General features: G+C 61.5%; 22 protein-coding genes. 19 read left to right on the forward strand and 3 right to left on the reverse strand.

Annotated features, from left to right (window positions below; genetic code table 11):
- The first annotated feature begins 19 nt into the window (after positions 1 to 19).
- The 17 genes from K349_RS0102210 to K349_RS0102295 all read left to right on the forward strand — a co-directional run bounded on the left by K349_RS0102210 (position 20) and on the right by K349_RS0102295 (position 15,348).
- Complete coding sequence (locus tag K349_RS0102210; RefSeq protein ID WP_026368256.1) at positions 20 to 1,693, forward strand: propanediol/glycerol family dehydratase large subunit; 1,674 nt, start codon at positions 20 to 22, stop codon at positions 1,691 to 1,693.
- 21 nt (positions 1,694 to 1,714) lie between these two features.
- Positions 1,715 to 2,368, forward strand: a complete 654-nt coding sequence (locus K349_RS0102215) for a propanediol/glycerol family dehydratase medium subunit (RefSeq protein ID WP_026368257.1) — start codon at positions 1,715 to 1,717, stop codon at positions 2,366 to 2,368.
- 11 nt (positions 2,369 to 2,379) lie between these two features.
- A complete protein-coding gene (locus K349_RS0102220; RefSeq protein ID WP_026368258.1) occupies positions 2,380 to 2,898 on the forward strand; it encodes a diol dehydratase small subunit in 519 nt (172 codons plus the stop codon).
- Positions 2,899 to 2,921: 23 nt separating this feature from the next.
- Entirely contained in the window at positions 2,922 to 4,748 is a 1,827-nt protein-coding gene (locus K349_RS0102225) for a diol dehydratase reactivase subunit alpha (RefSeq protein WP_026368259.1), read from the forward strand.
- Positions 4,749 to 4,752: 4 nt separating this feature from the next.
- On the forward strand, positions 4,753 to 5,370 hold the full coding sequence (locus K349_RS17690; protein WP_026368260.1) for a glycerol dehydratase reactivase beta/small subunit family protein: 618 nt from the start codon (positions 4,753 to 4,755) through the stop codon (positions 5,368 to 5,370).
- Positions 5,371 to 5,413: 43 nt separating this feature from the next.
- On the forward strand, positions 5,414 to 6,124 hold the full coding sequence (locus K349_RS19825; protein WP_026368261.1) for a BMC domain-containing protein: 711 nt from the start codon (positions 5,414 to 5,416) through the stop codon (positions 6,122 to 6,124).
- Between the two features lie 129 nt (positions 6,125 to 6,253).
- A complete protein-coding gene (locus K349_RS0102240) occupies positions 6,254 to 6,568 on the forward strand; it encodes a BMC domain-containing protein (RefSeq protein WP_026368262.1) in 315 nt (104 codons plus the stop codon).
- A gap of 9 nt (positions 6,569 to 6,577) precedes the next feature.
- Entirely contained in the window at positions 6,578 to 7,246 is a 669-nt protein-coding gene (locus tag K349_RS0102245; RefSeq protein WP_084460137.1) for a PduL/EutD family phosphate acyltransferase, read from the forward strand.
- The gene (gene eutJ / locus K349_RS16125) at positions 7,237 to 8,343 is read left to right on the forward strand and encodes an ethanolamine utilization protein EutJ (protein ID WP_026368264.1); all 1,107 of its coding nucleotides are present in this window, start codon (positions 7,237 to 7,239) and stop codon (positions 8,341 to 8,343) included. Before K349_RS0102245 ends, eutJ begins: the two co-directional genes overlap by 10 nt.
- A complete protein-coding gene (locus tag K349_RS0102255; RefSeq protein ID WP_026368265.1) occupies positions 8,333 to 9,070 on the forward strand; it encodes a hypothetical protein in 738 nt (245 codons plus the stop codon). The genes eutJ and K349_RS0102255 overlap by 11 nt, the downstream gene beginning before the upstream one ends.
- Before the next feature lie 4 nt (positions 9,071 to 9,074).
- Positions 9,075 to 9,395 (forward strand): microcompartment protein, encoded by a 321-nt coding sequence (locus tag K349_RS0102260; RefSeq protein ID WP_026368266.1) that lies wholly within the window; start codon positions 9,075 to 9,077, stop codon positions 9,393 to 9,395.
- Positions 9,392 to 9,691, forward strand: a complete 300-nt coding sequence (locus tag K349_RS0102265; protein WP_026368267.1) for a EutN/CcmL family microcompartment protein — start codon at positions 9,392 to 9,394, stop codon at positions 9,689 to 9,691. The genes K349_RS0102260 and K349_RS0102265 overlap by 4 nt, the downstream gene beginning before the upstream one ends.
- 1 nt (position 9,692) lies before the next feature.
- Positions 9,693 to 10,649 carry a cob(I)yrinic acid a,c-diamide adenosyltransferase gene (locus K349_RS0102270; protein WP_026368268.1) on the forward strand — a complete coding sequence of 319 codons (957 nt, stop codon included), beginning with the start codon at positions 9,693 to 9,695 and terminating at the stop codon, positions 10,647 to 10,649.
- Positions 10,650 to 10,677: 28 nt separating this feature from the next.
- The gene (locus tag K349_RS0102275; protein ID WP_338022288.1) at positions 10,678 to 12,084 is read left to right on the forward strand and encodes an aldehyde dehydrogenase family protein; all 1,407 of its coding nucleotides are present in this window, start codon (positions 10,678 to 10,680) and stop codon (positions 12,082 to 12,084) included.
- A 15-nt stretch (positions 12,085 to 12,099) separates the two neighbouring features.
- A complete protein-coding gene (locus K349_RS0102280) occupies positions 12,100 to 13,428 on the forward strand; it encodes a 4Fe-4S dicluster domain-containing protein (RefSeq protein WP_026368270.1) in 1,329 nt (442 codons plus the stop codon).
- A 98-nt stretch (positions 13,429 to 13,526) separates the two neighbouring features.
- Positions 13,527 to 14,075 carry a BMC domain-containing protein gene (locus K349_RS0102285; RefSeq protein ID WP_026368271.1) on the forward strand — a complete coding sequence of 183 codons (549 nt, stop codon included), beginning with the start codon at positions 13,527 to 13,529 and terminating at the stop codon, positions 14,073 to 14,075.
- A gap of 157 nt (positions 14,076 to 14,232) precedes the next feature.
- Complete coding sequence (locus K349_RS0102295) at positions 14,233 to 15,348, forward strand: glycerol dehydrogenase (protein WP_026368272.1); 1,116 nt, start codon at positions 14,233 to 14,235, stop codon at positions 15,346 to 15,348.
- 151 nt (positions 15,349 to 15,499) lie between these two features.
- Here K349_RS0102295 and K349_RS0102300 read toward each other — a convergent pair whose 3' ends face one another.
- A complete protein-coding gene (locus K349_RS0102300) occupies positions 15,500 to 16,408 on the reverse strand; it encodes a LysR family transcriptional regulator (protein WP_026368273.1) in 909 nt (302 codons plus the stop codon).
- A gap of 246 nt (positions 16,409 to 16,654) precedes the next feature.
- A complete protein-coding gene (locus tag K349_RS0102305; RefSeq protein WP_420834450.1) occupies positions 16,655 to 17,815 on the reverse strand; it encodes an IS256 family transposase in 1,161 nt (386 codons plus the stop codon).
- A gap of 177 nt (positions 17,816 to 17,992) precedes the next feature.
- On the opposite strand from K349_RS0102305, the gene K349_RS0102310 reads away from it, so the two are divergent.
- Together K349_RS0102310 and K349_RS0102315 are read left to right on the forward strand one after the other, a co-directional pair.
- Positions 17,993 to 19,354: a YfcC family protein gene (locus K349_RS0102310; protein ID WP_034264173.1), complete on the forward strand. Its 1,362-nt coding sequence runs from the start codon at positions 17,993 to 17,995 to the stop codon at positions 19,352 to 19,354.
- A 207-nt stretch (positions 19,355 to 19,561) separates the two neighbouring features.
- Positions 19,562 to 20,743, forward strand: coding sequence for an amidohydrolase (locus K349_RS0102315; protein WP_211240314.1), 1,182 nt, complete (start codon positions 19,562 to 19,564; stop codon positions 20,741 to 20,743).
- A 231-nt stretch (positions 20,744 to 20,974) separates the two neighbouring features.
- Here K349_RS0102315 and K349_RS19275 read toward each other — a convergent pair whose 3' ends face one another.
- Positions 20,975 to 21,226 (reverse strand): (2Fe-2S)-binding protein, encoded by a 252-nt coding sequence (locus K349_RS19275; protein ID WP_026368276.1) that lies wholly within the window; start codon positions 21,224 to 21,226, stop codon positions 20,975 to 20,977.
- Positions 21,227 to 21,305 lie beyond the last annotated feature (79 nt).

The following is a 21,305-nucleotide window of genomic DNA, read 5'->3' on the forward strand; positions in this document are numbered from 1 at the left end:
CAACGAGGGGGTGACGCGGGTGGCTCAGCAGAAAAGAAGTAAACGTTTCGAAGTGCTTGAGAATCGTCCCGTCCACAAGGACGGATTCATCGGCGAATGGATCGATGTGGGACTCATCGCAATGGGGAGCCCCAACGATCCCAAGCCGTCCATCAAGGTCCAGAACGGCAAGGTCGTCGAGATGGACGGAAAGACCCGGGCGAACTTCGACATGATCGAACAGTTCGTCGCGGATTACGCCATTGATGCGTCCGTGGCCGAGGAGGCCATGTCCAAGAGCTGCCTCGAACTGGCAAGAATGCTCGTGGACATCAACGTGCCGCGCGACGAGGTGCGCCGGCTCTTCGGCGCCCTGACCCCGGCGAAGCTCGCGGGCGTCATGGCGGAGATGAACATCGTGGAGATCATGATGGCCATGCAGAAGATGCGCTGCCGTCAGACTCCCGCCAACCAGGCTCACGTGACGAGTGCGAAGGACCATCCCGTGCTTCTCGCCGCGGACGCCGCGGAAGCCGCTCTTCGGGGCTTCGTCGAGATCGAGACCACCGTCGGCGTGGTTCGCTACGCGCCCTTCAACGCACTGGCACTCCTCATCGGAGGCCAGGTGGGACGCCCCGGAACCCTTTCTCAGGACGCCCTGGAAGAGGCTTTCGAGCTTCAGATCGGTATGCGGGGTCTCACCGCCTATGCGGAAACCGTGTCGGTCTACGGAACGGAGAGCGTCTTCGTGGACGGAGACGACACACCCTGGTCCAAGTCCTTCCTCGCCTCCGCCTACGCGAGCCGCGGCTTGAAGATGCGGTTCACCAGCGGTACGGGAAGCGAAGTGCAGATGGGCGCCGCCGAGGGGCGGAGCATGCTCTATCTCGAAGCGCGGTGCGTCATGATCACCAAGGGCGCCGGCGTCCAGGGACTCCAGAACGGCTCCATCTCCTGCATCGGCGTTCCCGGCGCAGTTCCCTCGGGCATCCGGGCCATCGCCGCGGAAAACCTCATCACCATGGCGCTCGACCTGGAAGTCGCCTCCGGCAACGACCAGACCTTCTCCCACTCCGATCTGCGCCGTGTGGCTCGTACCATTCCCCAGTTCTTCCCGGGCACGGACCTCATCTTCTCCGGCTACTCCGCCGTGCCCAACTACGACAACATGTTCGCAGGCTCCAACTGGGACATCGAGGACGTGGACGATTACCTCGCCCTGCAGCGCGACTTCCGCGTGGACGGCGGCCTGAAGCCCGTCTCGGAGGATGAGGTCATCGCCGCCCGCAACAAGGCCGCCCGGGCCATGCAGGCCGTCTTCGAGGAATTCGGCTTCCCGCCCATCACCGACGAGGAAGTCGAACTCGCCACCTACGCCAACGGCAGCAAGGACGTGGGAACCCGCAACGTTCCTGAGGATCTGAAGGCCGCCGAACGCCTCATGAAGGAAGGGATCACCGGCATCGACGTCGCCAAGGCCCTCGCCAAGAGAGGTTTCCGGGACATCGCCGCCTCTCTCGTCATGATGATGAAACAGCGTGTCTCCGGCGACTACCTCCAGACTTCCGCATGGATCGCCTCGGACGGCACCGTCTACAGCGCCGTAAACGATCCGAACACCTACCAGGGCCCCGGCACGGGATACCAAATGTCCGAGGAACGCTGGAACGAGATCAAGGCCATTCCTTGGGCCGTCAATCCCGAGGACATCTAGGGAGAAGGGGGGAACTCATCCATGCAGCTCAGCCAGGAACTGATCCAGAAGGTCATCGCTGAAGTGCTCGCCGAGGTCATGAACGGCGCCCCTGCTCCGTCCTCCGCTCCCGAGGCCGAAGTTTCCGGAATCGTGTTCGCCGAGAAGGGCAAGGCCGCACGGGGAACCGATCCGAGAGAAGTCGTCGTAGCCGTGACACCCGCCTTCGGAACGACGTTCACGAAGACCATCGTCGACGTACCGCACGCGGAAGTCCTCCGCCAGATCTTTGCGGGCATCGAGGAAGAGGGACTTCGGGTGCGGGTCATCCGCGTCTACCACACCGTCGACGTGGCCTTCATGGCGCACCAGGCGGCGAAGCTCTCCGGTTCGGGCATCGGCATCGGCGTCCTCTCCAGAGGAACGTCGATCATCCACCAGAAAGACCTGAACCCGCTTTCGAACCTGGAACTCTTCCCGCAGTCGCCGCTTCTCGATCCGCTCACCTTCCGAGCCATCGGCAAGAATGCGGCCAAGTACGCCAAGGGTGAACAGCCCACGCCGGTGCCGACGAAGAACGATCCCATGGCGCGTCCGCGCTATCAGGGGCTCGCGGCGCTTCTGCACAACAAGGAGGCCCGCTTCATCGACCGAAACAAGGCCCCCATGGAGCTCTCGGTCACGTTCGAAGGGTAGGAGGTGGCGATATGGCTCAGATGAACGAACAGCTCGTGGCGGAGGTCGTCCGCCAGGTACTGCAGAACATGAACGGCAAGGCCGCGCCGGCCCCGAAGGGCGGCAAACTCACCGCCGCCGACTATCCCCTTTCTTCCAAGCGGCCCGAAATCCTGAAGAGCCCCAAGGGAACGCCTTTCAACGAACTTACCCTTGAGGCCGTGGAGAACGGCAAGGCCACCTTCGAGGATTTCCGCATCACTCCCGAAGCACTGGAAATGCAGGCTCAGATCGCCGAATCCGCGGGAAGACGCCAGATCGCCCAGAACCTGCGCCGCGCCGCGGAACTGACCAAGGTTCCCGACGAGCGGATTCTGGAGATCTATAACCTTCTCCGGCCGCACCGCTCCACGAAGGAAGAACTCGAGGGCATCGCGGAGGAACTGGAGACCAAGTACGGCGCCAAGGTTTGCGCCGCCTTCGTCCGGGAATCCGCGGAAGTCTACGCCCGCCGCAAGCTCCTCCGGGGCGATCTGCCCTCCTCCGACTGACAACAGGGAAGGGGCTCGCTTCCGTGCCGCTCATTGCCGGTATCGACATCGGAAACGCCACAACGGAAGTCGCCCTTGCCAGGGTGGAAGGAAGGGATGTCTCCTTCCTTTCCTCCGCCCTGGCGCCCACTTCGGGCATCAAGGGAACGCTGCAGAACGTGGCCGGATTGCGGCGAGCCCTCGGTCTCGCGTTGGAGCGTGCGGGATTCGCACGGGACGACTTTCGCAAGGTCGACCGAATCCGTCTCAACAAGGCCGCACCCGTCATCGGGGACGTGGCCATGGAGACCGTGACGGAGACGATCATCACCGAATCCACCATGATCGGCCACAACCCCTCCACGCCGGGCGGTGTCGGCGTGGGCGTGGGGGTCACCACCGCCTTTGAACGCCTCAAAGAGGTTCATTCCGGTGACGTGGTGGTCCCCGTCATTCCCGCTTCGGTGGATTACGAACACGCCGCCGCAGGAGTAGCGGACGCCATGAACCGCGGCGTCAACGTGGCCGCCATCATTTGCCAGGCCGACGACGGCGTTCTCATCGCCAACCGGCTTCCCCGTCCCGTTCCCATCGTGGACGAGGTAAGTTCGGTGGACCGCGTGCCTCTGGGCATGCGCTGCTGCGTCGAGGTGGCTCCTCCGGGACGAGTGGTGGAACTGCTCGCCAACCCCTACGACATCGCCACGATTTTCGACCTCTCCCCGGAGGAGACGCGCCAGATCGTTCCCGTGGCCCGCGCCCTCGTGGGAAACCGCTCCGCCGTGGTGATCAGAACCCCCCTCGGAGAAGTGAGGGAGCGCCGCATTCCCGCGGGGGAACTCTACATTATCGGTCCCTCGGGGAAACGCATCGTCAACGTCGAGGAGGGCGCCGAGGCCATCATGAACATGGTGAAGGCCTGCCAGCCCGTGGAAAACATCTTCGGTCAGCCCGGAACAAACGTGGGAGGCATGATGGAACGGGTCCGCAAGACCATGTCCAATCTCACGGACATTCCCCTGAGCGACATCTACATCCGGGATCTTCTCGCCGTGGACACCCTCGTTCCCCAGAAGGTCGTGGGGGGCGTGGCGGGAGAATTCTCCCTGGAATCCGGCGTCGCCCTGGCGGTGATGGTGAAGACCGAGGAACTGCCCATGCAGAAACTCGCCAAGGCCATTGAGGCCGATCTCGGCGTCACCGTGGAGATCGGCGGCGTCGAGGCCGATATGGCCATCCGGGGTGCCCTCACCACGCCGGGGACAAAATGTCCCGTGGCGATTCTCGATCTCGGCGCGGGAAGCAGCGACGCATCCTTCATGCGTCAGGACGGGACGGTGGAACTCATCCATCTCGCCGGAGCCGGGAACATGGTGAACACCATCATCATGAGCGAACTGGGCATCGACGACTTCGACCTGGCGGAATCCATCAAGCGCTATCCCCTCTGCAAGGTGGAGAGCGTCTTTCACATCCGCCAGGAGGACGGAACGGTGCGTTTCTTCGACAAACCGCTGGATCCCGAGGTGTTCGGCCGGGTGGCGCTCATCCACGAGAACGACATGCTCCAGCCCATTCGTCTGAACGTCACGCTCGAACAGGTCCGCAACATCCGCCGTAAGGCGAAACAGGAAGTCTTCGTCACCAACGCGGTGCGCGCCCTGGAACAGGTGGCGCCCGCCCACAACGTGCGGCTCATCGACTACGTGGTTCTCGTCGGCGGCTCCGCCGTGGACTTCGAGGTCCCCACCATGATCACCGAACGGCTCTCTCGGTGGGGCGTCGTGGCGGGAAAGGGCAACATCCGCGGCAAGGAAGGCCCGAGAAACGCCGTGGCCACGGGGCTCGTGCTCTCCGCGACGGGGGCATAGAATCATGGCATCCTGGTGCGGACACATCGGCGAAAGCCCTAGTGAACGCCCCGCGGTGGTGCTTCTCTTCTCCCCTTCGCTCGACCCCGACATTGCCATCATGGTCGGAGCGGGCAGCGAAGAGGAGGGCGTTCCTCTCGTGTGGGATACCATGAAAGGAACAGCGGAGGTTATTTCCAGACAAGCCGCTCTCCGCTCCCGCCTCGAAGTCGGGGTGGGCATCACCTCCGACGCATGCGCGATCACGCTGGTGAAACACACACAAGGACCGTACATCCTCCGGCAGGGTCCGGGCTCCTTCGGCGCTTCGGAGAAAAAGGCCTTGAAAAAAACACTCCGCTGGCTGGGAGGCGCGGCGGCTTGCCTCGCGAAAGGGCAGCCTCTTCCGGACGAACGAAAGGAAGAGAGCCTTCCACATTCCGCGGAGACAGAGACCCGAAAAACGACAGCGACAATCGAACGGGAAAAACCGCCCCAGGGCAATCCTTTTCCACAGGACCTCCTCCGCCGGAATGCTGCCGGCGACGACGCCGGACAACGGGAAACATCCGCTCCCTCCGAGGACGAGATGGTCCGGCGCTTGGTCGCACTGGTGCTCGAGACCCTGAACAAGGCACCCTAGAGGTCTTCGTCCGCAGGAGGCAGGAGAGGAGGAGTGAGCAGGCATGAGTGAACTGCACATACGAACAGCCCTCGGCTTCATTGAGGTCGTCGGTCTCGCTGCCGCGGTGGCGGCTGCCGACGCGGCTCTCAAGGCGGCGAACGTAAGTCTTGTGGGGCGCGAGATCTCCAAAGGATACGGCTATGTGACGGTGAAGATCGCCGGCGACGTGGGCGCCGTGAAAGCCGCTCTCGCCGCGGCGAAGGCCGTGTCGGAAAAGGTGAGCAAGGTCTGGTCCGTGGACGTGATCCCTCGTCCCGCCTCCGCCATCGGTCCCGTGCTCACCTTCAACAGGGAAACCCAGGGCGCCTCCGAGTGGGTTGCGGCACACGGCCCCCGGGAGACGTTCTCCACCGCGCCGGAGAAAGAAGAAAAAAAAAGCCCTTTCGTTCCCCCGTCTCCGTCCGAAGAACGGCCCTCCGTCGCAGAGACCGAAGAGGCCGTTCCGGCTCCACAGGGAGACGGGAAAGGACTTCCGGAACGGACGTCGATCGTGGAGCCGGAACAGCAACCTTCCGCCCCTTCGGAGACGCCGGAGGAAGGCGCGGGTGGGGACGGACAGGACGACGCGCGCGAGGAACCGGACTCTTCCGCTCTCCCACATGGGGAAGACACGGTTGAGATTTCCGAGGCACCGGTAAAATCCCCCCAGCCCGAGAGCACGCGGGAGACGGCGCGGCGGAGCAAGAAACGAGAGAGCAAACGCAACCGATAGAAATTGCCCTCTTCAGGGCACTCCTTTCTCGTGAACAATGCGCAGCAAGAAAGACAGGGACATCCATCGGCCTCTTCGAAGTGCGTCGGAAGAGGCGACAACGCGGTAAACACCTAAGGAGGCGCGAAAATGACCCAGGAAGCGCTCGGAATGATCGAAACACGCGGACTGGTGGGCTCCGTGGAGGCAGCGGACGCCATGGTCAAGGCGGCCAACGTGACCCTCGTGGGACAGCGGCTCACCGGTGGCGGACTGGTCACCGTCATGGTCCGCGGTGATGTGGGCGCCGTGAAGGCCGCCGTGGACGCCGGGACCGCCGCGGCATCCCGCGTCGGCGAAGTGGTCTCCACCCACGTGATCGCCCGTCCCCACGGGGAGATCGAGGGAATTCTCCCCTCCCCCGAGGGAACGCAGACCGAACAGATCGAAATCTGCAAGGATTAGGACGCCATCATGGAGCTGGAACGATCCCTCGTCGAACGCGTGACCCGGAAGGTCATCGAAGCCCTTGACGGGAATCCGGCAACGTCCCTTGAGACGGCGTCCTCCTGTCCGGGGTATGTCGTGGCGGGCGTGAGCAATCGTCATGTCCACCTCTCGCCGGAGCACGTGGAGATTCTTTTCGGAAAGGGATACCGGCTCACCGTTCTGCGGGACCTCCGCCAACCAGGACAGTACGCCTGCAAGGAGACGCTCCACGTGGTCACCTGGGGAGGCGTTCTCGAAAACGTACGCATTCTCGGCCCCGAGAGGAAGAGCAGTCAATTCGAACTCTCCCTCTCGGATGCCAGAAAACTCCGCATCGACCCGCCTCTCGCCAAAAGCGGGAGCAAGGCCGCGTGTCCTTCGGTTCTGCTCGTCGGCCCCAGGGGAAGCGTGGTACTCGACTCGGGCATCGGTCTCGCCTGGAGACATGTCCATCTTTCCCTGCCGGAAGCACAGGTCTTGGGTCTGAAGGACGGCGATGAAACAGACGTGGAAGTAGAAGGCGAACGGGGCATCGTGTTCCGAAAGGTTTGGGTTCGGGTGCACGAGAGCTTCCTGAGCGAGTTTCACGTGGACGTGGACGAGGCCAATGCCTGCGGCCTCAAGACAGGGGATCTGGTGCGGCTATGTCTGTGAACCGATCCGTCGGCGGCTTCATCTCTTCTTCCGTCATCGCCCGCCCCGGCGAGGATCTCGAGCGAATGCTCCCCTCCTTCGGAGACGGCAGGCGCGTCGCCCCCTCTCCGGAACCGGCAGGAAGGGGTCTGATTTTTTGCGGCCGCTCCGGCGGAAACGAAAATCCTTCCGCCGCAACAGGCAGCGCACAGGTCGCCGAGGCGGAGGCGGTGTTTGGAACCTGCCCGGAGACTGTACCCCTCCCCTACGACGAACAGTTTGTGAAACACCTGCTGGCACCCCTCGACGAGGCACTGTTCCGGGAAGAACCCCTGACATCCTGGAACAAACTGTATCTCGGCTTCGATCTGGGCACGACAAACCTGGTCCTTGTGGCCCTCAACGAGGAGGGACAGCCCGTCTCGGCGGTCCTCGAATCCTCCCGCTCGTCCATCCGCGACGGCGTGGTGGTGGATTACATGGCGGCCATGACGGGCATGCGCTCCTGCCTCGAACGTCTTCAGCACCGACTTGGCAGGGCCGTCACCGGCATCGGTGCCGCGGCCTATCCTCCGGGAATCTCGGAGCGGACCGCGAAGGTCTGCGCCAACATCGTGGAATCCCTCGGCTTCGACTGCAAGGGGCTTTACGAGGAGCCCACCGCCGCGGCTGCCGCGTTGGGGACTTCCGAGGGGGCCATCGTCGATATCGGCGGCGGCACCACGGGCATCTCGGTCCTTCGGGAGGGCAAAGTGGTCTACACCGCAGACGAGCCCACCGGGGGCACGCACATGACGCTGGTCCTGTCCGGCGCGCTGGGGCTCGACTTCGACGCCGCGGAGACGCTCAAGCGGAACAAGACCGAACAGATCCGCCTCGTGCCCATGCTCAAGCCCGTCCTCGAAAAAATGGCCACCATCGTGCGCCATCATCTCGATGTGAGCGGCTTCTACGGAAAGGTACCCGTTCTTCTCGTGGGGGGAGGCGCGGCCTTTCCCGGCGCGGAGGCCATCATGGAGCGCATCATCGAGCAGCCGGTGACGCTGGCACCACATCCGCTGCTGGTGACCCCCGCGGGGATCGCCAGAAACCTCTGGAGGGAACAGCATGGCCGTTGACGTGGACACCCTCGTCGAACTGGTGCTGCAACGACTCCTCCGTCCTCGGGTGGGACTTCTCTGGTGGAACGAAACCCTTCCGTCCGCCCGGATGCCCGAGGAGGAGATCACCTGGATCCACTATCTGGGGACGAAATGCCTTCCCAGAGAGTCGGTCCGTCCCTGCATCACTCTGGCGATGCTCGACGCCCCGGAGGAAGAGGCGAAGACGCTCACGCTCCTCGCCATTCCAAGATGCCGCCCGAGCCTGCTTCAGGAACTGATCACGGGCATTCCCGCGTCACCCGAGGCGCGCCTTGTTGCAGGGTGTCTCGCCCAGGGGATTTCCGTCGTGGCCGACACGAACCACCTCGCCTCGTGGCACTCCTGGAAGGGAGCCTTGGGAGCGCGGCTCCGCAACGCCTTCGACGAACTGGAATCCCTCGGCATGACCCTGATCGGACGGGAGACTCAAGCCGCTTCTCCGGATGACTTCCGTGGAGCACCGGCAAATGCGCTTTCACAAACGGCAGCAACAGCGGTGACGGTGGAAACGAGGGCCTCCGTCGGCCCGGACGACCTTCTCCGGCAGCGAAAGGACGGTCCCTTCTGGATCACCTGGAAAGAACTCGCCGGACACGTGGAAGGCAAAACCTTCCTGACACTTCCTCCGGGAGCGCGACTCACCGCGGAAGCGGCGGATCGCCTGTCGGCCCTTCGTATCGCAGTGTACAGGGAGGAGGCATAATCCCATGGTCATGACCTATCAACTCATCCTCTCCCCTTCCGAGACAACGAAAAAAATGCTTTTGCGCCGCATGGGTTTTCGAGAGGAAGAGGGCAAAGAACTGCTGCGGAACGGCTCTTCCCCTTGGGGTGCCGTCCTCCTGGTTCAGGGAGGAGTGGCGGAAATATTTGCCGCCGTCGATCTGGGCACGAAAGCGGCCCCGGTGACGGCGCGGGAAGTCTGGGGAAACTGTCCGCAGCACATCAACACAGTGGCTTTCATCGGAGCGGTGGCGGACATCCGCACCTGTCTCCAGGCTTTGCAGAGCGGGGGGTTGGTGAAATGAAACTCGGGAAGATCGTCGGATCCGTCGTTGCAACCCGCAAGGACGACCGCCTCGTGGGGCACAAGCTCCTCGTGGTACAGCTTCTCATGCCCGGAAGAGAAGGATACCGCCCCGGCAAGGACGAGGGCGGCTTTTCCGTCGCCGTCGATCTCGTAGGATCCGGAACGGGAGATACGGTGCTTCTCTGCACGGGCAGCTCCGCCCGAACCGCCTCTGGGGATCCCGCGTCCCCCATCGACATGGCCGTCGTGGGCATCGTGGACACGGTGGACGTGGACCATCGAGAGGTGCTCTGACATGGGCCGGGTCACGACACGAACCGGAGACGGCGGCACGACTCGCCTCTGGGACGGAACTCCCGTTCCCAAAGACGACCCGAGAATCCGTTTGAACGGCGCCCTGGACGAGACGACCTCCGCCCTCGGCCTCGCGAGAGGACTGGCTCCACTGTCCCTGAAAGAAGATTTGGAACGCCTCCAGCGTGAAATTTCCGGCCTCATGGCCTATGTGGCGCGGGGCAAAAAGGACGCGGCCGTTCCCGACGCGGCAGGGCTGGAATCGTGGATCGAGCGCCTTCTCGCGGCCTATCCCGTTCCCGACGAATTTCTCTTTCCCGGGGACACTGCCGTGGGTGGAGCGCTCCATCTGGCGCGCGCGCTCTCCAGACGGGCGGAGCGGGATGCCCTTCCTCTCGCCAGAGAGGGCATTCTCGCACCCGATGCCATGCGTTACCTCAACCGGCTTTCGGACATGCTCTTCGTTCTTGCCGTGGCGGCGGACAGGGAGGCAATGGTGGAACGAATCACGAAAAACGTGCTGAAGACGGTTTCCCGGGAAAACGGCTCCCGCAGCTCCCTCTCCCGGGAAAATGCCAAGCGGCTTCTCGCCGCCATGGAACTCGCGGCGGAACAGATGGGAGTCCCCATGGTCCTCGCCGTCTGCGACGGTGCGGGAGACCCCGTGGCCTTTCTCCGCATGGACGGAGCGCTTCCCGTCAGCCTTACCCTGGCTCCGAAAAAAGCTCGCACAGCGGTACGACTCCGCATGACCACCGCCCAGTTGACCTCTCTCGTGCAACCCGGCGCGATGCTCTACGGCCTCACGGGTGATCCGGACATCGTCGCCTTCGGTGGAGGAATCCCACTCCGCCGGGGAGACGAGGTCTGCGGCGGCGTGGGCGTCTCCGGAGGTTCGGTCGAACAGGACATTGCCATCGCCGAGGCGGCTCTTGCCGCCTGGAATGAGAACGAATGACAACGGGGAAGACCCGGAGGTGATTTCCGTGGAAGACAAGGAACGACTCATGCAGGAAGTGATTCGCCAGGTCCTCGCCCGTCTCGGAACGGAAGAAGCGAACGGCGAAGGCGCCTCGCAGTTCGGCTTCGACAGCGTCGATGCCGCCGTGGCAGCCTGTGAGAAGGCCCAAAAGAGTTGGCAGTGGGATTTCTCTCTTGAGCAACGCATTCGCATCGTGAACGGTCTTCGGGAGGACCTTCTCCAGGAGGACTCCCTTGAGGAAGTCTCCCGTCTGGCACTTGAAGAAACCGGCATGGGGCGCCTGGACGACAAAATTCTCAAGAAACGTCTCGCCGTGGAAAAAACCCCGGGACCCGAATACTTCACCACCCGGGCTATCTCCGGCGACCATGGGCTTGTGCTGGAGGAGCTCTCTCCCTTCGGGGTCATCGCCTCCATCACCCCCTCCACGAACCCCGTGGCATCGGTGTACAACAACACCATCTGCATGATCGCCGGCGGCAACGGCGTGGTCTTCGCTCCCCATCCCGGAGCGGTGAAATGCTCGCTCCGGGCGGTTGAACTCGTGACACGGTCCCTGGCGAAGCGAGGAGCCCCGGAGGGTCTCGTGGTCACACTCACCCAGCCCAGCATGGAGAACCTCAAAGCCCTCATGACGCACCGGACCGTGCGCCTCGTCGCCGCCACGGGCGGCCCCGGCGTGGTGAAGGCCGCTCTTTCGTCGGGCAAACCCGCCATCGGCGCCGGCCCGGGGAACCCCCCCGTTGTGGTGGACGAGACGGCGGACATCCGCAAGGCCGCGCGAGATGTCATCCTCGGGTGCTCCTTCGACAACAATCTTCCCTGCATCGCCGAAAAGGAACTCTTCGTGGTGAACTGCGTCGCGGACGAACTCAAAAAACACATGCTTGACCAGGGCGCCTTCGAAGTCAAGGAGCCGGACCTCGTGAAGCGGCTTCAGGAACTCGTTCTCAATCCGGATCACTCGGTGAACCGTTCCATGGTGGGCAAATCAGCCCCCTACTATCTCGAGAAACTGGGCATCAAGGTGGGTGCGAACGTGCGCGTCGTTCTCGTGGAGACCACCGAGGACCACCCCTTCGTGCAGGAGGAACTGCTCATGCCGATTCTTCCTCTGGTCCGGGTGGCGGACTTCGACGAAGCCCTCTGCGCCTCCCTCCGGGCGGAGCATGGATTCCGTCACTCCGCGGCGATCCACAGCACCAACATCACCCATATGAGCCGCATGGCCCGGGCCATGGAAACCACCATCTTCACGAAAAACGCTCCCTCCTTCGCCTCCATCGGCGTCGGCGGTGACTGCCCCACGGCGTTCACCATCGCCACCACCACCGGCCAGGGTCCCACGACGCCGCTCTCCTTCTGCCGGACCCGGCGTTGTGTCCTCGCCGGAGCATTCCGCATCATCTAGGAGGCGACATTCATCATGGAAGCGGAGCGGCTCGTGCAGCAGGTCTACGAGGCGGGGGTCGTCGGCGCCGGTGGCGCCGGTTTTCCCACCCACGTGAAACTCAAGGCGAAGGGCATCGACACCTACCTCATCAACGGCGCCGAATGCGAACCGCTGCTCACGGTGGACCAGCATCTCATGTGTGAAGAGGCACCCCGCCTCGTCGCGGCGGGGCTTGCCGTGGCGGCGGCCCTCGGAGGAGCACGGCTCGTCTTCGGCCTGAAGAAGAAGTACGCTCCCCAGATCGCGGCCCTTCGGGCCTGCGGTGCCGAGGTCGTCGAAGTGGGCAACTCCTATCCGGCTGGAGACGAGGTCATCCTGATCCACGAGATCCTGGGACGGCACGTCCCCGAGGCGGGACTCCCTCTCCAGGTGGGGGTTGTGGTGAACAATCCGGAGACGCTCTACAACATCGCCGGAGCCATGGACGGCCTTCCCGTGACCCATACCTTCGTCACCGTAGGCGGTGCCGTGCCGCGTCCCGGCGTGTGGCGGGTACCGATCGGCGCTCCCGCATCGCTTCTTCTCGACGCCGCGGGAGGCTCCATCGTGAAGGATCCGGTCTTCATCGAGGGCGGCCCCATGACGGGGAAGTACCGTTTCGACACGAATTTCAACGTCACGAAGACCACCAAGGGCCTTCTCGTGGTACCCCGCACCTCCGCCCTCGTCCATTACGAGACAATGCCCGTGGAGCAGATGCTCAAACAGGCGAAGGTGGCCTGCTGCAGCTGTGTCCAGTGTACTGTCACCTGCTCCCGGAACCTCGTCGGGCACGGTCTCGAACCCCATCGGATCATGCGGGCCATCGCCTTCGCGTCCCAGGCACTTCCGGAGATCGTGAAACAGGCGTTCCTCTGTTCGGAGTGCAACCTCTGCAGCGGTCTCGTGGCCTGCCCCATGGGGCTTTCGCCTCGGCGGGTCAACCAGGTTCTCAAAGGAAGCCTCCGGGCCCAGGGCATCAAACCGGACTTTCCGAAACGGGACATCACGCCTCATCCCCAGCGGGCATTCCGACTCGTTCCCAGCAAGCGGCTGGTACAGCGCCTGGGACTGGCCTCCTACGACAGGGAAACTCCCTACATGGGGGATCTTCCTGTGGGGAACACACCCCTTGCCATCCCCACCAAGCAGCACACGGGCGTTCCAGCCGTACCCTGCGTTACTCCGGGAGAGGCCGTTCAAGAGGGACAGATCCTCGGCGCGCCTCCCGAGGGAGCTCTCGGCGCGACCATCCACGCCTCGCTTTCCGGAACGGTCCTTGCGGTGTCGCCCGAGGCCGTGACGATTCAGCCTGAGCGCTGACCTCGGCACGAGCGGCATTCCCTTCGCTGCAACGCAGCTCGGAAAGGGCAAAGCGCAAGACACCCTGACAAGCTTCTCGGGAAAGGACGGAAGAGACCATGGAAAAAGCCGTTGCCATCGTAGAACTGCTCAGCGTGGCCCGGGGCGTGGCGACCGCGGATGCCATGCTCAAGGGAGGTGACATCTCCCTCTATTCGGCGTGCAGCATCTGCCCGGGCAAATATCTCATCGTCGTGGGAGGCCAGGTGGGCGCCGTCAAGACCGCCCTGGCCCGCGGGCTCGAAGCGGGAGGCGAAGCGGTGAGCGACAGCATGCTCCTGCCCAACGCCCATCCGGACATTTTTCCCGCGCTGTCGAGCGCCACGGAGGTGAAGGAGATCGCCTCCCTGGGAGTCGTGGAGACCATGAGCGCCCCCGTTGCGGTCGAGGCCGCCGATGCCGCGGCAAAGGCCGCCCAGGTGAAACTCCTGGAGATCCGCCTGGGACGCGGTATGGGCGCCAAGGCGTTCTTCAGCTTCACCGGAGACGTCTCGGAGGTGCGTACCTCCGCAAAGGCCGCGGAGCGGGTCGCCGCCGAAAAGGGACTCCTTGTGGACGTGGTGGTCATCGCCAAGCCCCACAGGGACCTGCCACCCTTCGTCGTGTAGGAAACAGGCGAGAAACGGAGGCAGACTGCCTCTTTGGTACAACGATCAGGAGCATCGAGTGCGGAAGTGACTGTGGCTTTCCGTTCCGGGAAGGAAATCCGAACGGACGGGAACCTTGGGGAAATCACCGGGTACGAAACAGAAGGAGTGTGAAAACATGTCCAGCAAAATGAAGATCATGATCGCACCGGGCAGATACGTTCAGGGATCGGGCGCCGTGAAGAGCGCCGGAGAGCACGTGAAGCTCCTCGGCAAAAAGGCCCTCATTTTGGGTGGCAAAAGAGGCATGGGCGCCGTGAAGGCGGACCTCGAGGCGAGCCTCAAGGCCAACGGCATCGCCTTCGTCGAGGAAGCCTTCGGCGGCGAGTGCTCCCGCCAGGAAATCGAGCGCATGAAGGGCATCGCCAAGGAACAGAAGGCCGACGTCATCATCGGCACCGGCGGAGGCAAGACACTCGACACGGCCAAGGCCGTGGCCTACGAGCTGCACCTCCCCGTGGCCATCATTCCCACCATCGCCGCCACGGACGCCCCCTGCAGCGCTCTCTCGGTGATCTACACCCCCGAAGGGGTCTTCGAGAGCTATCTCGTTCTGCCCCAAAACCCCAACCTCGTCGTCATGGACACGGACGTGGTTGCCCACGCCCCGGCGCGCCTCCTCGTCTCCGGCATGGGTGACGCTCTCGCCACCTGGTTCGAGGCGAAGAGCTGCTACGTCACCAAGGCGGGCAACATGCCCGGCGGGGCCGCCACCGAGGCGGCGATGAAACTCGCCCGACTCTGCTACGACCTTCTCATCGAGTACGGCCTGGAGGCGAAGATCGCCTGCGACGCGCACGCGGTCACGCCCGCTCTGGAGCGTATCGTGGAGGCCAACACCCTTCTTTCCGGACTCGGCTTCGAGAGCGGCGGCCTTGCCGCGTCCCACGCCATCCACAACGGCCTTACCGTTCTCGAGGAAACTCACCACTACTACCACGGCGAGAAAGTCGCCTTCGGAACCCTGACGCAGCTCGTCCTCGAGGACGCGGATCGGGAACAGCTCCAGGAAGTTCTCGATTTCTGCTGCGACGTGGGACTTCCCATCACACTGGGTCAGCTCGGCGTGAAGGAGGTCACTGCCGCAAAACTTCGCCCCGTGGCGGAAGCGGCCTGCGCCCCCGGAGAAACCATCCACAACACGCCATTCAAGGTAGATGCCGACCTGGTTCTCCAGGCCATTCTGGGAGCCGACGCCCTCGGGCGGGCCTATCTGGGGGGAAGCGCCGAGTAACCGACCCGGAAAAGGCCGGGTCGCGACAACATCTCTGGAGAAGAGCTCCGACACCTCTTCTCCCTCCTCTCTCCGCAGCACGAAGGGGGCTCTTTCAAAGCGCCCCCTTCGTGCTGCGGCCCAATCCCCGAGGAGACTGCTCCACTACACATCACATTCCTTTTCGAATGATGTCGATGGCATCTCCCACAAAACTCGGCATGTACCTCTCTTCCTTGTGGATCGCCACAAACTCTATCGTGAAGGGAGTTTCTCCCACCAGAAAATAACAGGGTTCCGGCGCAAAGGAGAAATGTCTCGCGTAGGTGTCCTTGACAAAAGAGACGCCAATGCCGAGCGCCGACATCCGGGTGGAGGTCTCGATATTTTGAATCTCGATGATCCGAGACGGAGTGATCTTCATGCTGCGCAGCAGCCAATCGCTGAATATCCGTTGACTTTGCCATGGACCTTGCAAGATGAACGTCTCATCACCGAACCGCCGTAGATCGATCCAGTTCCGGCCGTACACGGGAAGCCATTTTCCACTGCCTGCAAGAGCGTGGTTCGGGGAGACCGCCAACAGAAGAAACTCCTCCGTGATTTTGATGCACGTGAAACCCGGCAGTTCCCGGATTTTGTCGCACAACACCAAATCCAGTTCATCCTCGTGGAGCATTTTCTCCAGCTTTTCCATCACACCCTCGGCGAAAGAGATCTCCACCTCGGGATATTTTTCGCCGAATTCCTTATAAAACTCAGGGATGATGTAGGGCGACCTACGCATCTGCATACCGATGCGCAAGCGCCCGCGACGGTCGTTCTTCAGGCCGGAAAGGTTCTCGTCGAACTCCGACTTGAGGAAAAACATTCTTCTCGCCGCACGGAGATAGAGTTCCCCTGCGTAGGTAGGCATCAATCCCTTCGAAGACCTCTCGAACAATTTCACCCCGAGCGCTTCTTCCACACTACGCACAAACGAACTGAGAGCCGGTTGTGAAACATGAAGCTTTTCAGCCGCCCTGGTGATGCTTTTACATTCCGCAACGGTGAGGATATACATCTGCTCCTTCAGGTTCATGACGTTCTCCCCGAGCCATAGGTTTATCCTATGCGTTCCATCGTTTTTTAGTATTTTACAGCATTTTATGCACCTCGTATCCTTACGGCGTCCGCAGAACATTCCGTAGGAACAGCGGCACATTTCATCGAGGAGGAGTCATTCATGTCAGATATGGAAGCAGCGGCAGCAAAAAAGTTCAAAGTAGTTGTGTGCGTCAAGTTGTGCAAAAAGGTTTTCATGGTGTTTGGCGGCCGTCTGCGGCGATTAGCCACACTTTTCCAAAAGTGCCTTTTTGTGTTCAATCAACAGGTCCATGTTGAGGTAGCGACTGGACTCCAGCCACGCCTCGTGGGTTTCGACGCACAGTGCCCGTATCAGGCGCTGACATGCATCGGTGTTTGGGAAGATACGGACGACCCGGGTCCTTCTCTTGATCTCTTCGTTGAGCCGTTCCAGCATGTTGGTTGACTTCAGATGCTTGTGATGTGCTCTGGGAAGCCGGTAGAAGGTCAGCGTCTCCTCTATGTTTTCCTCGACCCAGTCAACAAGCTTCGGATATTTCCTCTGCCATTTGGTGATCCAGGACGTCAGATCCCGGTGGGCCTCCATAATGTCCCGGCGGTCGTAGATCCAGCGGAGTTCCTGGAGACAATCGTCATCGGCCTTACGGGGCAGATGATCCAGAGCATTCCGCAGAAAATGGACGTAGCAACGCTGCCAAGATGCCTCGAGCAGGGTCTCTCCGATGGCCGAACGAAGTCCTGCGTGGTCGTCGGATACCACGAATTCGACACCGCGCAAACCCCGTAGCTTGAGCCCGAGAAGAAACTCTTTCCAACTGCTTGCCGTTTCACGGGGAGCCAATTCCACCGCCAAGATCTGCCGCTGCCCCTCCCGGTTGATTCCGATGGCGATCTGTACCGCCTGGGAACGGATAACTCCGTTCTCGCGAACTTTCTCGTAGCGAGCATCCAGAATCAAATACGGGTACTCTTCGTCAAGGGGACGGTTCGCAAAACGAGACAGGGCTTCATCGAGACCTTTGTTGATGGCGCTGATGCTGCTCGCGGAAAAACGATGTCCGCACAATTCCTCGGTGATCGCCGTCACTTTGCGCGTGGACACGCCCTGCACATACATTTCCGCCAGAGCCGCCACCAATGCCTTCTCACTGCGCTGATAACGCTCGAACAGTGCCGTGGAGAATTCTCCGTTGCGGTCTCTGGGAATCCGCAGTTCCAGCTTGCCGATTCGCGTGACCAGACTTCGGGTATAGTAGCCTGACCGATAACCCGTACGTTCTGTGTTGCGCTCATGTCGTTCGGCTCCAAGGAGTTCCGTCATTTCCCCGTCAAGGATTTCTTGCAGCACTTCCTTCATCAGGGTCTTCAGGGCATCCGTTTCGTTCCCGAAAAGGGCTTTCATTCCAGCGAAACGACTGCTATGCTTCTTTCCGGTCATGGTGTATCGCCTCCTAAGGGCTCGGGTTGCTTGTGCGCTGCAGACAACCTACATACACCATGACCTTCTTTTTTTGAATCCCCCTCCGCAAGCACTTTTTGCACACTCTTTAGAGCATAATCGTTCAAAGTCCCGCATACACTGGTTATCATCATCCTGTTCATTCTTTTCGCGGTATTTCTCACGTGGGTGATTCCGGCAGGCGAATTCGACAGAGTCACCAATGCGGCGGGAATCAAAGTCATCGATCCCGCAAGTTTCCGAATAATTCAAAGCAAGCCGGTGAGCCTTTTTCGCATACCAGACTTTATCGTGGACGGTTTCGCAAAGAGTGCCAGCCTGTTTTTTCTGCTGCTCTTCACTGGCGGCGCCTTCGACGTGGTCGTCAGCAGCGGCGCCCTCCAATCCTGCGTCGCCAAGGTGGCGAAAAGATATGCTTCCAAAGAAAGCATCTTCATTCCGATCCTGACACTGCTCTTCGCACTCATCGCAACCACCCAGGGCGTGAACACCTTCATCGGCTTCGCACCCGTCACGGTCCTCATCGCAAGAGCGATGGGTTTCGATTCCATCGTCGGCGCCGCAGTCATTCTCCTCGGCGGAGCCGTGGGGTTTTCCACGGGCACCCTGAATCCGAGCACCACCATCGTCGCTCAGGAAATAGTCGGTCTTCCGCTCTATTCGGGAATCGGGTATCGTTGGATCTGTTTCTTCGTGTTCCTTCTCGTCACAAACCTCTACCTGATCCGGTATGCGAAAAAGATCCGGCTCCATCCCGAACTGAGTCCCATGTACGATCTCGACGTGGCCGACACCTCGGTTTTGGACAATGATCTCGATTCCTTCGGCGATGTGACACTCCGAAAAAACCTCGTGCTGGCGAGCCTTGTGGCAGCTCTCGGAGTCATCGTGTACGGCGGAGTCAAGCTCAGTTGGGGACTCAATGAAAGCAGCGCCGCCTTCATCTGGTTGGGGATCATCGCCGGAGTATGCGCCGGATTCTCCCCCAGCAAGATCGCTTCGTGTTTCGTCGCCGGAGCGAAACGCATGGTCGCCGCCGCACTCATCATCGGTCTGGCACGCGCCGTCTCCGGGGTGCTCTCCGCCGGACTCGTTCTCGACACGGTCGTCAACGGCCTTGGGCGCGCCCTGCTGGTGGTTCCCACATTCCTTCAGGCCATAAGCATGTACATCGCAAACCTCGTGGTGAATATCTTCATCACTTCCGGCAGCGGCCAGGCGGCGGTCATCATGCCCATCTTCGCTCCAATCGCCGACATGGTGGGCATCACCAGGCAAACGGCGATTCTGACGTTCAACTTCGGTGACGGCTTCTGCAACTACATTCTGCCGACCTCGACGGCGCTCATGGGCATTCTCGGTGCGACGAACATCCCCTACGACAGGTGGATGCGTTTCATGTGGCGACTCTTTCTCATCTGGGTCCTTCTGGGCTCCGTACTCTCCCTGATCGCTCAGATCATCAACCTTGGGCCGGCATGATCACCACCGACGGAGACGCAACGGCAAGGACACGCCGAGGCTTTTCACCGCCACAGCCGTCACAGTCGTTTGGATTCTCACTTTTGCAAGGTATCAATCCTGTTTCCGGCACACCTCGCTCTTCAGAGGTCATGCTTTAGACACGACACCGGACAACACCGCAACGTAAAATATTTTTCAAAAAGCAAGAGAATGGAGTTGTTTTTCGTGCAGAGGAAAGAACGTCTTTTCGCGCTCCTGGATGAGAAAAGGGAAATTCTGACCGCCATGGCCGACTCTCTCTTCGACAATCCGGAGACGGCCTTCGAGGAGCATAAAGCCGTCGATCTGCTCACAAGCTCTCTCGAAAAAAGCGGTTTTGCCGTCGAAAAAGGTGTCGGCTCCCTTCCCACCGCTTTTCGCGCCGTGTATGAAAACGGATCCGGCGGGCCATCCATCGGATTGCTCTGCGAGTACGACGCATTGCCCGGAATGGGACATGGGTGCGCCCATCACATTCAGGGTCCGGCCATCGTCGGCGCCGCGGAGAGCATCAAGGCGGTGATGGGCGACGGTGAACTGCCCTTTCGCCTGGTCGTGTACGGAACCCCCGGCGAAGAAGGAGGGGGCGGAAAGATACACATGCTTGAAAACGGCTGTTTTCGGGATATCGATCTTGCACTGATGACCCACGGCGGTCCCGCCACACAGACGGACGTGAAAAGTCTCGCCCTGGCCACTCTCACGGTGACGTTCCACGGAAAAAGCGCACACGCCGCATTGAAGCCGGAGGAGGGGCGCAGCGCTCTCGACGGACTTCTTCTCTGTTTTCAGGGGGTGGAATTTTTTCGGGAACACGTTCCGGAGGACACGCGGATGCACTACACGATCCTCGACGCGGGCGGCCCTGCCAATGTCGTTCCCGCGCGGGCGCAGGGGGAATTCATCTTTCGGTCGTACAGCTCCGCCCGTCTCGACGCGATTCTGGAACGCTTCGACGACATCGCCAGAGGAGCGGCCCTCATGAGCGGGACCACCGTCACCCTCCAGAGAATGAAACGGCTCGAGAGCAAGATCCCGGTTCTCGCACTCAACGAACTCCTGATGCACAACGCGGAACTCGTCGATGCTCCGACGCGGCGCCCTCCCCGGGAAAAGACCGGCTCCACCGACTTCGGCAACGTCACCTCCGTGCTTCCCGGAGCGGTCATTCGCGTCGCTTTCGTTCCCGAAGGAACGCCGTCTCACTCACAGGAGTTTCTCCGCGCCGGAAAAAGCGAAAAAGCCCACGCAGCCGTTCTTTTCGCCGCGAAGATCCTTGCCGGAACATGCTGTGATCTCCTGGAAAATCCGGAACTGATACAAAAAATCGCCGCTGATTTCACGGCGGCGAAGAAAGAGGCGCACTGACGCTTCGGACAGGCGCCGGCGGCACCTCGTTTCGCCACCGGACTGTGTGTCGGGTTGTACAAAAAATTGTCATGGTGTCCGGCAACCACCAGGAACGGTTATGGCACACACCGTCGGGGAACGAGAGCGCGCAAAGACGAAGGGGGCGCTTTGAAAGCGCCCCCTTCGTGCTCTTCGCGTTGTTTTCCTCCCGGCAAAAAGCGGCGCACCGCCGCCTTTTCAGCAGTTGCCTCAGCCGCAGCCGCTCCGCATGACCCGGAGGGCTGTCAGATACACGTCAAGAATTCCTTGAAGGTTCTCCGCGCAACACTCTCCGCAGGCCCCCGTCGCGGCGGCGACGTCCGCCACCGTCTCGGCGCCCTGAGCGATGGCGCGCACCACGTCACGCTTGGTCGTTCCCGTCGCCGCGCACACCACGGTCTGCTGCGACGCTTTTTCCCAATCCATATGCTCTTCCCCCTCATCGTCTCGATTGTGTTCCATGTGTTTTATTTCCTTGCGCTGCATCCTTTCTGCGTCACACCCCGATGCGAGGCGCCCTTCTTTGTTCACCACCGAAGAA

This window comes from Aminiphilus circumscriptus DSM 16581 (genome assembly GCF_000526375.1).
Lineage (GTDB): Bacteria > Synergistota > Synergistia > Synergistales > Aminiphilaceae > Aminiphilus > Aminiphilus circumscriptus.

Excerpts from the sequence above, each read along its gene's own strand:
- K349_RS0102215 (WP_026368257.1), top strand. The coding sequence starts at position 1,715 with ATGCAGCTCAGCCAGGAACTGATCCAGAAGGTCATCGCTGAAGTGCTC.
- K349_RS0102245 (WP_084460137.1), top strand. The coding sequence starts at position 6,578 with ATGGAGCTGGAACGATCCCTCGTCGAACGCGTGACCCGGAAGGTCATC.
- K349_RS0102295 (WP_026368272.1), top strand. The coding sequence starts at position 14,233 with ATGTCCAGCAAAATGAAGATCATGATCGCACCGGGCAGATACGTTCAG.
- K349_RS0102265 (WP_026368267.1), top strand. The coding sequence starts at position 9,392 with ATGAAACTCGGGAAGATCGTCGGATCCGTCGTTGCAACCCGCAAGGAC.
- K349_RS0102260 (WP_026368266.1), top strand. The coding sequence starts at position 9,075 with ATGGTCATGACCTATCAACTCATCCTCTCCCCTTCCGAGACAACGAAA.
- K349_RS0102255 (WP_026368265.1), top strand. The coding sequence starts at position 8,333 with ATGGCCGTTGACGTGGACACCCTCGTCGAACTGGTGCTGCAACGACTC.
- K349_RS19825 (WP_026368261.1), top strand. The coding sequence starts at position 5,414 with ATGAGTGAACTGCACATACGAACAGCCCTCGGCTTCATTGAGGTCGTC.
- K349_RS0102240 (WP_026368262.1), top strand. The coding sequence starts at position 6,254 with ATGACCCAGGAAGCGCTCGGAATGATCGAAACACGCGGACTGGTGGGC.
- K349_RS19275 (WP_026368276.1), bottom strand. The coding sequence starts at position 21,226 with ATGGAACACAATCGAGACGATGAGGGGGAAGAGCATATGGATTGGGAA.
- K349_RS0102300 (WP_026368273.1), bottom strand. The coding sequence starts at position 16,408 with ATGAACCTGAAGGAGCAGATGTATATCCTCACCGTTGCGGAATGTAAA.
- eutJ (WP_026368264.1), top strand. The coding sequence starts at position 7,237 with ATGTCTGTGAACCGATCCGTCGGCGGCTTCATCTCTTCTTCCGTCATC.
- K349_RS0102220 (WP_026368258.1), top strand. The coding sequence starts at position 2,380 with ATGGCTCAGATGAACGAACAGCTCGTGGCGGAGGTCGTCCGCCAGGTA.
- K349_RS0102285 (WP_026368271.1), top strand. The coding sequence starts at position 13,527 with ATGGAAAAAGCCGTTGCCATCGTAGAACTGCTCAGCGTGGCCCGGGGC.
- K349_RS17690 (WP_026368260.1), top strand. The coding sequence starts at position 4,753 with ATGGCATCCTGGTGCGGACACATCGGCGAAAGCCCTAGTGAACGCCCC.
- K349_RS0102270 (WP_026368268.1), top strand. The coding sequence starts at position 9,693 with ATGGGCCGGGTCACGACACGAACCGGAGACGGCGGCACGACTCGCCTC.
- K349_RS0102305 (WP_420834450.1), bottom strand. The coding sequence starts at position 17,815 with ATGAAAGCCCTTTTCGGGAACGAAACGGATGCCCTGAAGACCCTGATG.
- K349_RS0102280 (WP_026368270.1), top strand. The coding sequence starts at position 12,100 with ATGGAAGCGGAGCGGCTCGTGCAGCAGGTCTACGAGGCGGGGGTCGTC.